This window comes from Pseudomonas mucidolens (assembly GCF_900106045.1).
Classification (GTDB): Bacteria; Pseudomonadota; Gammaproteobacteria; order Pseudomonadales; family Pseudomonadaceae; genus Aquipseudomonas; species Aquipseudomonas mucidolens.
Window position 1 is genome coordinate 20,120 of sequence record NZ_LT629802.1, and the last position, 13,948, is coordinate 34,067.

14 protein-coding genes are annotated in these 13,948 nt (G+C 59.4%); 11 read left to right on the plus strand and 3 right to left on the minus strand.

The window, feature by feature from the left end:
- Window positions 1-47: 47 nt before the first annotated feature.
- Window positions 48-1,016: a polyprenyl synthetase family protein gene (locus BLU75_RS00090; protein WP_084376403.1), complete on the minus strand. Its 969-nt coding sequence runs from the start codon at window positions 1,014-1,016 to the stop codon at window positions 48-50.
- A gap of 239 nt (window positions 1,017-1,255) precedes the next feature.
- Here BLU75_RS00090 and rplU point away from each other — a divergent pair, with 239 nt between their 5' ends.
- The 5 genes from rplU (at window position 1,256) to BLU75_RS00115 (ending at window position 5,003) form a co-directional block, all read left to right on the plus strand.
- Window positions 1,256-1,570: a 50S ribosomal protein L21 gene (rplU, locus tag BLU75_RS00095; RefSeq protein ID WP_003176051.1), complete on the plus strand. Its 315-nt coding sequence runs from the start codon at window positions 1,256-1,258 to the stop codon at window positions 1,568-1,570.
- 34 nt (window positions 1,571-1,604) lie between these two features.
- Entirely contained in the window at window positions 1,605-1,862 is a 258-nt protein-coding gene (gene rpmA / locus BLU75_RS00100) for a 50S ribosomal protein L27 (RefSeq protein WP_003176049.1), read from the plus strand.
- Between the two features lie 194 nt (window positions 1,863-2,056).
- Complete coding sequence (gene cgtA / locus BLU75_RS00105) at window positions 2,057-3,280, plus strand: Obg family GTPase CgtA (protein ID WP_084376402.1); 1,224 nt, start codon at window positions 2,057-2,059, stop codon at window positions 3,278-3,280.
- Window positions 3,281-3,403: 123 nt separating this feature from the next.
- A complete protein-coding gene (gene proB / locus BLU75_RS00110; RefSeq protein ID WP_084376401.1) occupies window positions 3,404-4,522 on the plus strand; it encodes a glutamate 5-kinase in 1,119 nt (372 codons plus the stop codon).
- Window positions 4,523-4,538: 16 nt separating this feature from the next.
- Window positions 4,539-5,003 carry a CreA family protein gene (locus BLU75_RS00115; protein ID WP_084376400.1) on the plus strand — a complete coding sequence of 155 codons (465 nt, stop codon included), beginning with the start codon at window positions 4,539-4,541 and terminating at the stop codon, window positions 5,001-5,003.
- A gap of 171 nt (window positions 5,004-5,174) precedes the next feature.
- Here the strand turns inward: BLU75_RS00115 and rpsT are convergent, their stop codons facing one another.
- On the minus strand, window positions 5,175-5,453 hold the full coding sequence (gene rpsT, locus BLU75_RS00120; protein ID WP_003215870.1) for a 30S ribosomal protein S20: 279 nt from the start codon (window positions 5,451-5,453) through the stop codon (window positions 5,175-5,177).
- A gap of 254 nt (window positions 5,454-5,707) precedes the next feature.
- On the opposite strand from rpsT, the gene murJ reads away from it, so the two are divergent.
- The 6 genes from murJ to ispH all read left to right on the plus strand — a co-directional run bounded on the left by murJ (window position 5,708) and on the right by ispH (window position 13,222).
- Window positions 5,708-7,246 (plus strand): murein biosynthesis integral membrane protein MurJ, encoded by a 1,539-nt coding sequence (murJ, locus tag BLU75_RS00130; protein ID WP_084376399.1) that lies wholly within the window; start codon window positions 5,708-5,710, stop codon window positions 7,244-7,246.
- A 118-nt stretch (window positions 7,247-7,364) separates the two neighbouring features.
- A complete protein-coding gene (ribF, locus tag BLU75_RS00135; RefSeq protein ID WP_084376398.1) occupies window positions 7,365-8,303 on the plus strand; it encodes a bifunctional riboflavin kinase/FAD synthetase in 939 nt (312 codons plus the stop codon).
- 14 nt (window positions 8,304-8,317) lie between these two features.
- Window positions 8,318-11,149, plus strand: a complete 2,832-nt coding sequence (ileS, locus tag BLU75_RS00140) for an isoleucine--tRNA ligase (protein ID WP_084376397.1) — start codon at window positions 8,318-8,320, stop codon at window positions 11,147-11,149.
- The gene (gene lspA / locus BLU75_RS00145; RefSeq protein ID WP_084376396.1) at window positions 11,142-11,669 is read left to right on the plus strand and encodes a signal peptidase II; all 528 of its coding nucleotides are present in this window, start codon (window positions 11,142-11,144) and stop codon (window positions 11,667-11,669) included. The genes ileS and lspA overlap by 8 nt, the downstream gene beginning before the upstream one ends.
- Before the next feature lie 7 nt (window positions 11,670-11,676).
- Window positions 11,677-12,114: an FKBP-type peptidyl-prolyl cis-trans isomerase gene (fkpB, locus tag BLU75_RS00150; protein ID WP_172832089.1), complete on the plus strand. Its 438-nt coding sequence runs from the start codon at window positions 11,677-11,679 to the stop codon at window positions 12,112-12,114.
- Between the two features lie 160 nt (window positions 12,115-12,274).
- The gene (ispH, locus tag BLU75_RS00155; RefSeq protein WP_084376394.1) at window positions 12,275-13,222 is read left to right on the plus strand and encodes a 4-hydroxy-3-methylbut-2-enyl diphosphate reductase; all 948 of its coding nucleotides are present in this window, start codon (window positions 12,275-12,277) and stop codon (window positions 13,220-13,222) included.
- Here ispH and BLU75_RS00160 read toward each other — a convergent pair.
- Entirely contained in the window at window positions 13,176-13,757 is a 582-nt protein-coding gene (locus tag BLU75_RS00160) for a GspH/FimT family pseudopilin (protein ID WP_084376393.1), read from the minus strand. The two genes, ispH and BLU75_RS00160, sit on opposite strands and share 47 nt — an antisense overlap.
- Between the last annotated feature and the right edge of the window lie 191 nt (window positions 13,758-13,948).

Below are 13,948 nucleotides of genomic sequence, written 5' to 3' on the forward strand. Positions count from 1 at the left end.
CTTTGAGTTCTTCGCGAGCAAGCTCGCTCCTACAGTGCAAAGGGCAATCAGTGAGTACGTGCGACTGCAAACTCACTCAGCTCGACCAGCGCGTCGCGGTATTCGCTGGCTGGAAGGGCTTCCAGGCACTGGATTGCGCGCGCCACATAATCGCGGGCCAGTTGCGCGGTATAGTCGAGCGACCCCGACGCCTCGACGGCGGCGCGGATGCTTTCCAGGTCTTCGATACCACCTTTCTGGATCGCCTTGCGCACCAGTGCCGCCTGTTCCGGCGTGCCTTCGCGCATGGTGTAGATCAACGGCAGCGTGGGTTTGCCCTCGGCCAGGTCGTCACCGACGTTCTTGCCCAGGGTTTCAGCGTCGCCGCGGTAGTCGAGCAGGTCGTCGACCAATTGGAAGGCCACGCCCAAGTGGTCACCAAAGGTGCGCAGGGCTTCGGCTTGCTCGGCGGTCGCACCGCACAGGGCGGCGGCGCTGTGGGTCGAGGCTTCGAAGAGCATTGCGGTCTTGCCGCGAATCACTTCCATGTAGGTTTCTTCCGTCGTGCTGGCGTCACGCACTTTGGACAGTTGCAAGACTTCGCCTTCGGCGATGATGCGCGTGGCCTGGGAAAGAATCTTCATCACCGGCATCGAGCCCAGTTCGACCATCATTTCGAACGAGCGCGAGTACAGGAAATCGCCCACCAGCACGCTGGGTGCGTTGCCCCACATGGCGTTGGCGGTCTCGCGGCCACGGCGCATGCCGGACATGTCGACCACGTCGTCATGCAAGAGAGTCGCGGTATGCAGGAACTCGATAGTGGCGGCCAGCAGGCGCAGGTCGTCGCCTTCGCGGCCCAGGGCCTTGCCGCACAACAACACTAATAAAGGACGCAGGCGTTTACCGCCAGCCGAGGTAATATAGTCGCCAATTTTGGAGACCAGCGGCACTTTAGAAGTCAGTTGCTTCTTGATGATGCCGTCGACGGCGCTAAAATCGTCCGCCACCGCGCGGTAGAAAGCTTGGGGTTGCATCAGCGACAGTCGCTCCAGAAGGGTTGCGCGGCATGCTAGGACCCGCGCCCGCGAGTGTCAAGGCGCGATAGACGGCTACTTGCAAGGCGTCGATTGCTTGCGTACAATCGCGCACCCTGAACTTCCTGGGCAGCACCTGCCTTACGCAATTGCATACGGGACGTCCATCCCATGCAGCCATGCCAGCCAATACCTCTTCTTATAAAGCGCTGGGTGAGCAGGATTATCGGAGAAATACCATGTCGTACGCAGTAATCGTTACTGGTGGCAAGCAATACAAGGTCGCCCCAGGTGAATACCTGAAGATCGAAAAACTGGAAATCGCTACTGGCGAATCCGTTACTTTTGATCGCGTTCTGTTGGTCGCCAATGGCGATGACGTGAACATCGGCGCTCCAGTTGTTGCTGGCGCTACCGTTGTGGCTGAAGTGATCTCCCAAGGTCGTCACGATAAAGTCCGCATCATCAAGTTCCGTCGTCGTAAGCACCACATGAAGCGTATGGGCCACCGCCAGTGGTACACCGAGATCAAAATCACCGGTATTCAGGCTTAATTTCAGCCTAATTCCTCACTAGGAGAATTGACTCATGGCACACAAAAAAGCTGGTGGTAGTACCCGTAACGGTCGCGACTCAGAAGCCAAACGCCTTGGCGTGAAGATGTATGGCGGCCAGAAAATCATTCCGGGCAACATCATCGTGCGTCAGCGCGGCACCCAATTCCACGCCGGTTACGGTGTTGGCATGGGTAAGGATCACACCCTCTTCGCGAAAATCGAAGGCGTGATCAAGTTTGAAGTAAAGGGCGCGTTCAACCGCCGTTACGTGAGCGTTGTCGCAGCTTAATTGCGAGATCGCTGGAAAAGCCCTGTCTTGCGACGGGGCTTTTTCGTTTGTGGGGTGAGTCTCTTGCAAAGCTGTTTGTGATGGGCGAAGGCAGCGGGATTTGCGGTCGTTGCTTGAGGTCGCTGCGCTCATTTTTGCAAGAGTCTTATGTCTTGGTTTTTTAAGCTCGTCCGTGCGGCGAGAGGCGTTTTGTTATGAAGTTCGTTGATGAAGTTTCGATCCGAGTAAAAGCTGGCGACGGCGGTAACGGTTGCATGAGTTTCCGTCGCGAGAAGTTCATCGAAAACGGTGGTCCAAACGGCGGTGATGGCGGTGATGGCGGTTCCATCTACATGATGGCCGACGAAAACCTCAACACCCTGGTCGACTATCGTTACACCCGGCACTTCGATGCTGAGCGTGGCTCCAATGGTGGCAGCACCGACTGCACCGGTAAAAAGGGTGAAGATCTGGTATTGCGTGTACCGGTCGGCACCACGATCATCGATTCTGCGACCCAGGAAGTCATTGGCGACCTGACCAAGGCCGGCCAAAAGCTGATGGTGGTGCAAGGTGGCTGGCACGGTCTGGGTAACACCCGATTCAAGTCCAGTACCAACCGTGCGCCGCGCCAGACTACCCCTGGTAAGCCGGGCGAGCAGCGTGACCTCAAGCTGGAAATGAAAGTGCTGGCGGATGTCGGTCTGCTGGGTTTGCCGAATGCTGGCAAAAGTACCTTCATCCGCTCGGTATCGGCGGCCAAGCCAAAAGTGGCCGACTATCCGTTCACGACGCTGGTGCCGAACCTGGGCGTGGTCAGTGTCGATCGCTGGAAGAGCTTTGTTGTGGCCGATATCCCGGGCCTGATCGAAGGGGCTTCCGACGGTGCCGGCCTGGGGATTCGCTTCCTCAAGCACTTGTCCCGTACGCGCTTGTTGCTGCACCTCGTCGACATGGCGCCGCTGGATGACACCAGCGCTGCGGATGCCGCCGAAGTGATCGTCAGCGAGCTGACCAAGTTCAGTCCGTCCCTGGCTGAGCGTGATCGCTGGCTGGTGCTGAACAAGTGCGATCAGATTCTTGAAGAAGAGCACGAAGAGCGGGTCAAGGAAATCGTTGATCGCCTGGAGTGGACGGGGCCGGTCTACGTGATCTCGGCGATCGCCAAGGAAGGTACCGAGCGCCTGACCCGCGACATCATGCGTTATCTGGAAGACCGTGCCGACCGTTTGGCCGCCGATCCGGTGTTCAAGGCCGAGCTCGCCGAACTCGATCAGCGCATCGAAGACGAGGCGCGTGCTCAGTTGCAGGCTCTGGATGACCAGCGTGCCCTGCGCCGCAGCGGCGTGAAGTCGGTCCATGATATTGGCGACGACGACTGGGACGAAGATGATGTGGATGATGAAGACGGTCCGGAAATCATTTACGTGCGCGACTGATTCGTTGCAGTAAACTTAAGCGCCGCTCAATCGAGCGGCGTTTTGGTATCTGGAAATCGGTAGTCACGAATAACGTTATGGACAGCGCTGGGTCGCGCTGGCCTCAATCTAAGGTTGAAGATGATGCGGAGCAAGGTGACGGGTGCGCAACGCTGGGTCGTGAAGATCGGCAGTGCGCTGCTGACGGCGGATGGCAAGGGGCTGGATCGAGCGGCCATGAGCGTCTGGGTGGAGCAGATGGTGGCTTTGCATGAGGCGGGTGTCGAGCTGGTGCTGGTGTCGTCCGGGGCGGTTGCCGCCGGGATGAGCCGCCTCGGCTGGACCGCGCGACCCAGCGCGATGCACGAGCTGCAGGCGGCGGCTGCGATTGGCCAGATGGGCCTGGTACAGGCTTGGGAGTCCAGTTTTGCCGAACATGGTCGGCATACAGCGCAGATTCTGCTGACTCATGATGACCTGTCCGACCGCAAGCGCTATCTCAATGCCCGCAGCACCCTGCGCGCACTGGTCGACCTCAAGGTGATCCCGGTGATCAACGAGAACGACACGGTGGTGACCGACGAAATCCGTTTCGGCGATAACGACACCCTGGCGGCGCTGGTGGCCAACCTGGTGGAGGCCGATTTGCTGGTGATCCTTACGGATCGCGACGGCATGTTCGATGCCGATCCGCGCAATAACCCCGATGCCCAGTTGATTTACGAAGCGCGCGCCGATGATCCGACGCTCGATGCGGTGGCGGGCAGTGTCGGTGGTGCCCTGGGGCGAGGAGGCATGCAGACCAAGCTGCGTGCGGCGCGCCTGGCTGCGCGTTCCGGTGCCCACACCATCATCGTCGGCGGGCGCCTGGAGCGTGTGCTGGATCGCCTCAAGGCGGGTGAGCGCATCGGCACGCTGCTGTCCCCGGAGCGCGGGATGCTGGCGGCGCGCAAGCAATGGCTGGCCGGGCATCTGCAAACCCGTGGCACCTTGGTGCTGGATGCGGGTGCTGTCGCGGCGCTGTCCCAGGGCAACAAAAGCCTGCTGCCGGTGGGTGTCAAATTGGTCCAGGGCAGTTTCCGGCGTGGTGAGATGGTGGTGTGCGTGGCGCCGGACGGTCGTGAGATCGCCCGTGGCCTGGCTAACTACAGTGCGCTTGAGGCGCAGAAAATCATTGGGCAGTCGTCTGAGTCGATTGTCGGTCTGTTGGGTTATATGGCGGAGCCGGAACTGGTTCATCGCGACAATCTGATTTTGGTGTAAGGGGAAGGACGACTTGATGCGCGTAATGAAGGGATTGTTCGGGTTGCTGCTGGCAATGCCGTTGTTGGCCTCGGCCGAAGAGGTGGGTCAGGTGTCTACCGTGTTCAAGTTCGTCGGGCCGAATGACCGGATCGTAGTCGAGGCGTTTGATGATCCCAAGGTCGACGGCGTGACCTGCTATTTGTCGCGTGCCAAGACCGGCGGGGTGAAGGGCGGTCTGGGCTTGGCGGAGGATCGCGCCGAGGCGTCGATTGCCTGCCGTCAGGTGGGGCCGATTCGCTTCAAGGGTGAATTGAAGGATGGCGACGAGGTGTTCAAGGAGCGCACGTCGCTGGTGTTCAAGACCATGCAGGTGGTGCGTTTCCTTGATAAGAAGCGCAATACCCTGGTGTATCTGGTCTACAGCGATCGCCTGATCGAAGGCAGTCCGCAGAATGCGGTGACGGCAATCCCGATCCTGCCGTGGCCGACTGCGCAATAAGTACTGTAGGAGCGAGCTTGCTCGCGAAAAGCGTCAACGATAACGCGCGCATTTTGGTTAAGCGCGGCGCCCTTGAGTTTTTCGCGAGCAAGCTCGCTCCTACGACGGGCTGGGCAAATCGCAGGCAATAAAAAACCGACCCTGGGGTCGGTTTTTTAACACGCTTATCGCTTAGGCTGCAGCAGCAAGGTTCAGAGCCTTGATGTGGCCATTCAGGCGACCTTTATGGCGAGCAGCCTTGTTCTTGTGGATGATGCCTTTATCGGCCATACGGTCGATAACTGGCACGGCCAGAACGTAAGCAGCTTGAGCTTTTTCAGCGTCTTTTGCGTCAATGGCTTTAACTACATTCTTGATGTAGGTACGAACCATGGAACGCAGGCTGGCGTTGTGGCTGCGACGCTTCTCAGCCTGTTTTGCACGTTTTTTGGCGGAAGGTGTGTTGGCCACCGTCGAGCTCCTCGAAAGACTTTTTAGGAAATAGCAAACAAAATAGGCCGCGAATCATGCCGATGAGTTGAAGTCTTGTCAAGGGCGGCTGATGCGAACTGCTGAGTGGTCGATCTGAAGAGGCGGGTGATTTATTTCCGGCGCTTGACCTGTAAACTCGCGAGCTTTGGCTCTGTGCTGTTTTGCAGGCGCGTAGTATCGCATATGTAGGCGCTTTGTTCGCCTCTCTTTATCTATAGGCAAAAACTCTTTCAATGAATCTGCTCAAGTCGTTGGCCGCCGTCAGCTCTATCACGATGATTTCCCGGGTTCTGGGGTTTGTGCGTGACACCCTAATCGCGCGTATTTTTGGCGCGAGCATGGCCACGGATGCTTTCTTTATTGCCTTCAAGCTGCCCAATCTGCTGCGGCGGATCTTCGCCGAGGGCGCTTTTTCCCAAGCGTTCGTGCCGATCCTCGCGGAATACAAGACCCAGCAAGGCGAGGAGGCGACCCGCACCTTTATTGCCTATGTGTCGGGCCTGCTGACCCTGGTGCTGATGCTGGTGACCATCGCCGGCATGCTTGCCGCGCCCTGGATCATCTGGGCCACGGCCCCAGGGTTTGCCAATACACCGGAAAAATTTGCCCTGACCACTGATCTGTTGCGGGTGACCTTTCCTTATATATTGCTGATTTCCCTGTCGTCGCTGGCGGGGGCGATCCTCAATACCTGGAATCGTTTCTCGGTGCCCGCGTTCGTGCCGACCTTGCTCAACGTCAGCATGATCATCTTTGCCTTGTTCCTGACGCCGTATTTCGATCCACCGGTCATGGCGTTGGGTTGGGCTGTTCTGGCGGGTGGCCTGGCGCAACTGCTGTACCAACTGCCGCACCTGAAGAAGATCGGCATGTTGGTGTTGCCGCGCCTGAACCTCAAGGACACCGGGGTCTGGCGCGTGATGAAAAATATGTTGCCGGCGATTCTCGGGGTTTCGGTCAGCCAGATCTCGTTGATCATCAACACAGCCTTTGCCTCATTGCTGGTTTCGGGCTCGGTGTCGTGGATGTATTACGCCGACCGCCTGATGGAGTTGCCATCCGGCGTGCTGGGTGTGGCTTTGGGCACTATCTTGCTGCCGACCTTGGCGCGGACTTACTCCAACAAGAACCGTCATGAATATTCGCGGATTCTCGACTGGGGCCTGCGCCTGTGCTTTGTGCTGGTGCTGCCGTGCTCCCTGGCCTTGGGGATTCTGGCCGAGCCGCTGACGGTATCCTTGTTCCAGTACGGTCAGTTCAGCGCGTTCGACGCCTCAATGACCCAGCGTGCGTTGATCGCCTATTCAGTGGGGCTGCTGGGGATTATCGTGATCAAGGTCCTGGCGCCGGGCTTCTACGCCCAGCAAAACATTCGGACTCCGGTAAAAATTGCGATCTTCACCCTGGTGGTCACGCAGGTGTTCAACCTGATCTTCATCGGGCCGCTGGCGCATGCCGGCCTGGCCCTGGCCATTAGTGTCGGCGCGTGTATCAACGCCGGCCTGCTGTTTTATCAGTTGCGCAAACAGCAAATGTTTCAGCCGCAGCCTGGATGGGGGATGTTTGCCCTTAAGTTGCTGGTGGCCGTGGCGGTGATGTCGGCGGTATTGCTGGGGCTGATGCAACTGATGCCCGCCTGGGACCAAGGCCACATGCTGGAGCGTTTCTCGCGTTTGGGGCTGTTGGTGGTGGCGGGTGTCGTGGCGTACTTTGGCATGCTGTTCTTGATGGGGTTCCGCCTGCGGGACTTCAATCGCAAGGCGCTGAATTGATGATAGGCGGCAATTAGCCGTCTGTTTTCTCGATTCAACCCATTTGCCCTGCGCTGTTGCCTGTCGTCCGGAGCCGGGTGTGGTTATAATCGACCACTTTATGAGCAAGAAGCGCGTTATGCAGCTGGTTCGAGGTCTTCACAACCTGCGCCCCGAGCATCGGGGCTGCGTCGCCACTATTGGCAACTTTGACGGTGTTCACCGTGGCCACCAGGCTATCCTGGCCCGGCTGCGCGAGCGCGCGGTCGAGTTGGGCGTGCCCAGCTGCGTGGTGATTTTTGAACCACAGCCCCGCGAATTTTTCACCCCCGAGACGGCGCCGGCGCGTTTGGCGCGCCTGCGGGACAAGTTGCAACTGCTGGCCGAGGAGGGCGTGGACCGCGTTCTGTGCCTGGCCTTCAACCAGCGTTTGCGCAGCCTCAGCGCCACCGAGTTCGTTGACCGTATCCTCGTTGATGGTTTGGGGGTGCAGCATCTGGAGGTCGGTGACGATTTCCGCTTTGGTTGCGACCGGGTCGGGGATTTCGATTTCCTGCAGCATGCCGGCATTGCCCAGGGTTTTACCGTCGAAGCCGCGCAAACCGTCGAACTGGACGGCCTGCGCGTGAGCAGTACCCAGGTGCGAAATGCCCTGGCTGCTGCCGACTTCGATTTGGCCGAGCGCTTGCTCGGTCGCCCGTTCCGGATTGCCGGACGGGTCTTGCACGGTCAGAAGCTGGCGCGCCAACTGGGCACGCCAACCGCCAACGTGCAACTCAAGCGCCGTCGTGTGCCGCTGACCGGGGTGTATCTGGTGAGTGTCGACATCGACGGCCAATCGTGGCCGGGAGTCGCCAACATAGGCGTCAGGCCTACGGTTGCAGGTGATGGCAAGGCCCACCTGGAAGTTCACCTTTTGGATTTTGCCGGGGATTTGTATGACCGGCGCTTGACGGTGGTTTTCCACCAAAAGCTGCGTGAAGAGCAGCGTTTCGCCTCCCTGGAGGCGCTGAAAACGGCGATCAATGCGGATGTCGCCGCCGCCCGTGCACTAGCCGCACCTAGCGCCCATCGCTAACCGAAGAGCCTTAAATGACCGACTATAAAGCCACGCTAAACCTTCCGGACACCGCCTTCCCAATGAAGGCCGGCCTGCCACAGCGCGAACCGCAGATCCTGCAGCGCTGGGACAGTATTGGCCTGTACGGAAAGTTGCGCGAAATTGGCAAGGATCGTCCGAAGTTCGTCCTGCACGACGGCCCTCCTTATGCCAACGGCACGATTCACATCGGTCATGCGCTGAACAAGATTCTCAAGGACATGATCCTGCGCTCTAAGACCCTTGCGGGTTTCGACGCGCCGTACGTCCCTGGTTGGGACTGTCACGGCCTGCCGATCGAACACAAGGTCGAAGTGACCCACGGCAAGAACCTGGGCGCGGATAAAACCCGCGAGCTGTGCCGTGCCTACGCCACCGAGCAGATCGAAGGGCAGAAGTCCGAATTCATCCGCCTGGGCGTGTTGGGCGAGTGGGACAACCCGTACAAGACCATGAGCTTCAAGAACGAGGCCGGTGAAATCCGCGCCTTGGCCGAAATCGTCAAGGGCGGTTTCGTGTTCAAGGGCCTCAAGCCCGTGAACTGGTGCTTTGACTGCGGTTCGGCGCTGGCTGAAGCGGAAGTCGAGTACGAAGACAAAAAGTCCTCGACCATCGATGTGGCGTTCCCGGTTGCCGACGACGCCAAGTTGGCCGAAGCCTTTGGCCTGGCGAGCCTGTCCAAGCCTGCCGCCATCGTGATCTGGACCACCACCCCGTGGACCATTCCCGCCAACCAGGCGTTGAACGTGCATCCCGAGTTCACCTACGCCCTGGTGGATGTCGGTGATCGCCTGCTGGTGCTGGCCGAAGAACTGGTCGAGGCCTGCCTGACCCGCTACAACCTGCAAGGTGCGGTGATTGCCACGACCACGGGTGCGGCGCTGGAGCTGATCAATTTCCGTCACCCGTTCTATGACCGTCTGTCGCCGATCTACCTGGCTGACTACGTCGAACTGGGGGCCGGTACCGGCGTGGTTCACTGCTCGCCCGCGTATGGCGTGGACGACTTTGTGATCTGCAAGCAATACGGCCTGGTCAACGACGACATCATCAACCCCGTGCAAAGCAATGGCGTCTATTCGCCGTCGCTGGAGTTCTTCGGCGGCCAGTTCATCTTCAAGGCCAACCCGGCCATCGTTGAAAAACTGTCGGAAGTCGGTGCGCTGCTGCACACCGAAACCATCAGCCACAGCTACATGCATTGCTGGCGCCACAAGACCCCGCTGATCTACCGCGCGACGGCGCAGTGGTTCATCGGCATGGACAAGGAACCGGTCGCCGGCGAGACGTTGCGCAAGCGCGCGATCAAAGCCATCGAAGACACCCAGTTCGTCCCGGCCTGGGGCCAGGCACGCCTGCACTCGATGATCGCCAATCGTCCGGACTGGTGCATCTCCCGCCAGCGCAATTGGGGCGTGCCGATCCCGTTCTTCCTGAACAAGGAAAGCGGCGAGCTGCACCCACGTACCGTCGAACTGATGGAACTGGTGGCCCAACGCGTTGAACAGGAAGGCATCGAAGCCTGGTTCAAGCTGGACGCCGCCGAACTGCTGGGCGATGAAGCACCGCAATACGACAAGATCAGCGACACCCTCGACGTCTGGTTCGACTCGGGCACCACGCACTGGCACGTCCTGCGCGGTTCGCACCCGATGGGCCACGAGAGCGGCCCGCGCGCCGACCTGTACCTGGAAGGCTCTGACCAGCACCGTGGCTGGTTCCATTCGTCCTTGCTGACCGGTTGCGCGATCGACGATCACGCACCGTACCGCGAGCTGCTGACCCACGGTTTCACCGTCGACGAGAACGGTCGCAAGATGTCCAAGTCCCTGGGCAACGTGATCGCCCCGCAGAAGGTCAACGACACCCTGGGTGCCGATATTATGCGCCTGTGGGTGGCTTCCACCGACTACTCGGGTGAGATGGCAGTATCGGAGCAGATCCTGCAGCGTAGCGCCGATGCTTACCGGCGTATCCGCAATACCGCACGTTTCATGCTGTCGAACCTGACTGGCTTCAATCCGGCCACCGACCTCCTGCCGGCCGAGGACATGCTCGCCCTGGACCGTTGGGCCGTGGACCGTACCTTGTTGCTGCAACGCGAGTTGCAGGAGCATTACGGCGAATACCGCTTCTGGAACGTGTACTCGAAAATCCACAATTTCTGCGTGCAGGAGTTGGGTGGTTTCTACCTCGACATCATCAAGGACCGCCAGTACACCACCGGTGCCAATAGCAAGGCTCGCCGTTCGGCGCAGACCGCGCTGTATCACATCTGCGAAGCGCTGGTGCGCTGGATCGCGCCGATCCTGGCGTTTACCGCCGATGAGCTGTGGGAGTACCTGCCGGGCGAACGCAACGAGTCCGTGATGCTCAACACCTGGTACGAAGACCTGAGCGAATTGCCGGCCGACTTCGAACTGGGCCGCGAGTATTGGCAAGGCGTGATGGCCGTCAAGGTCGCGGTGAACAAGGAACTGGAAGTCCAGCGTGCGGCCAAGGCCGTGGGCGGCAACCTGCAGGCCGAAGTCACGCTGTTCGCCGAGGACGGCCTGACCGCTGACCTGGGCAAGCTGAGCAACGAACTGCGCTTCGTGCTGATCACCTCGACCGCCAGCCTGGCGCCATTCGCCCAGGCCCCGGCCGATGCGGTGGCGACCGAGGTGCCTGGTCTCAAGCTCAAAGTGGTCAAGTCGGCCTTCGCCAAGTGCGCCCGTTGCTGGCACTGCCGTGAAGACGTCGGGGTGAACCCGGAGTACCCGGAAATCTGCGGTCGTTGCGTCGACAACATCAGCGGCGTCGGCGAGGTCCGTCACTATGCCTAATCCATCCGGGACTGATTCAGCCGGTCGTTTCGGGCGTTTGGGCTGGCTCGTGCTGAGCCTGCTGGTGCTGGTCATCGACCAGGTCAGCAAGGTTCATTTCGAGGGCAGCCTGGAAATGTTCCAGCAGATCGTGGTCATTCCCGACTACTTCAGCTGGACCCTGGCCTATAACACTGGCGCCGCTTTCAGCTTCCTCGCTGATGGCGGTGGTTGGCAGCGTTGGCTGTTTGCCCTGATCGCCATTGTCGTCAGTGCGGTGCTGGTGGTGTGGCTCAAGCGCCTGGGGCGTGATGACACCTGGCTTGCGGTTGCGCTGGCGTTGGTGCTCGGCGGTGCGCTGGGTAACCTGTACGACCGCATTGCCCTGGGCCATGTGATCGACTTCATCCTGGTGCATTGGCAAAACCGTTGGTACTTCCCCGCGTTCAACTTTGCCGACAGTGCGATCACTGTCGGTGCGATTATGCTGGCGCTGGATATGTTCAAAAGCAAAAAAACCGGAGAGACCGTTCATGACTGAACAGGTATTGGCTGAGCAACGCATCGGTCAGAACACGGAAGTTACTTTGCATTTCGCATTGCGCCTGGAGAATGGCGACACGGTCGACAGCACGTTCGACAAGGCGCCGGCGACCTTCAAGGTCGGCGACGGCAACCTGCTGCCGGGGTTTGAAGCAGCTTTGTTCGGCTTCAAGGCCGGCGACAAGCGCACCCTGCAGATCCTGCCCGAAAACGCTTTTGGCCAGCCCAACCCGCAGAACGTACAAATTATCCCGCGCTCGCAGTTCCAGGACATGGACTTGTCGGAAGGCCTGCTGGTGATCTTCAATGATGCGGCGAATACCGAGTTGCCGGGCGTGGTCAAAACGTTTGATGACGCTCAGGTGACCGTCGACTTCAATCATCCGTTGGCCGGTAAAACCTTGACCTTTGATGTTGAAATCATCGACGTTAAAGCAATCTGATTGACCTGCCCCCTGTAGGAGCGAGCTTGCTCGCGAAAAAACTGAGGACCCCGCGTTTAATCTGGATAAACGCGTTATCGTTAACGTTTTTCGTGAGCAAGCTCGCTCCTACAGCAACGGGGGCGCATTGAATTTTCGCGCGCAAGACACGAGGCACAGTATGCAAATCAAACTCGCCAACCCCCGTGGCTTCTGCGCGGGCGTGGACCGGGCGATCGAAATCGTCAACCGTGCCCTGGAAGTCTTCGGACCGCCCATCTATGTGCGTCATGAAGTGGTCCACAACAAATTCGTGGTCGAAGACCTGCGCGCGCGTGGTGCGATCTTTGTCGAAGAACTGGATCAGGTCCCGGATGACGTGATTGTCATCTTCAGTGCCCACGGGGTTTCCCAGGCTGTGCGTACCGAGGCTGCAGGCCGTGGCCTCAAAGTCTTCGACGCCACCTGCCCGCTGGTGACCAAGGTGCATATCGAGGTGGCGCGCTACAGTCGCGACGGCCGTGAATGCATCCTGATCGGCCATGCCGGCCATCCGGAAGTCGAAGGCACCATGGGGCAGTACGATGCCGGCAATGGTGGGGCGATTTATCTGGTGGAGGACGAAAAAGACGTCGCCGCGTTGCAAGTGGAAAACCCTGAAAGGTTGGCGTTTGTGACGCAAACCACGTTGTCCATGGATGACACCAGCCGCGTCATCGATGCCCTGCGTTCGCGTTTCCCTGCCATTGGCGGGCCGCGCAAGGACGATATTTGCTACGCCACACAAAATCGCCAGGATGCCGTCAAACAACTCGCCGATGAGTGCGACGTAGTGCTGGTGGTGGGCAGTCCCAACAGTTCCAACTCCAACCGTCTGCGGGAACTGGCCGAGCGCATGGGCACCCCGGCGTACTTGATCGATGGCGCCGAAGATTTGCAGCGCAGTTGGTTCGATGGCATCCAGCGTATCGGTATCACCGCCGGGGCCTCGGCTCCGGAAGTCCTGGTGCGTGGTGTGATCCAGCAATTGCAGGCATGGGGTGCAACGGGCGCCGATGAGCTGGCGGGGCGCGAGGAAAACATCACCTTTTCCATGCCCAAGGAGCTGCGGGTTCGTTCGCTGCTCTGAGGTTCAGGCCACCCACATAACCCCGGCATAGTGCCTGCTCGGTCTTGTCACTGCGCAGGCTGATACGCCCGCTGGGCGCCAGCACCACCTGGTACAGGCTCAACGGCTGCTCGGTTGCACAAATATGCACGGTGCCGGCCCTGAAACCTCCTGTCGATAATAGCGGTTCACCCAGGGCACTGAAGCGAATCTGGGTCCGCACCGGGGTATTGCCCACAATCGGTATGCGTCCGCTGTCCTGGCGCTCCAGCAATATCGGATTGTCATCGTCCAGGTGGCCGCGTCCGTTCAAGTCCACTATCACTTTCCAGCCCTGGCTCCAGTCATCGTCCAGCGCGTGGATAATCACGCTTCGATTGCGTGCAATTGCCTCCGTACGCGCGTAGCGCAGGCCGCCAGCCAGTGTTTGCGCGGCGCTTTGCTGTCGTTGTGATTCCAGCAGGTTCTTGAAACCGGGTACCACCAACTGAGCCAGGAAACCGCTCAATACCAAAGCGAACAGCAGTTCGATCAAGGTAAAACCTCGTTGCTTCATACGTCGTCCCTCCATGGACGTTCTGTCACCTGGTGTTGGCCAAACCTGAAAAAGACGGGCGGCCAGATGACAGTCACAGTTATAGCCTCGAAGTCGGCGTGTTGAATGATGGCCTTCCTGGCCAAAGTATTTCGCGTTATTCCGAGGGGCTGCGCGGCTGGATGAGCAACGCTAGTCTTGGGTGAGCGGAA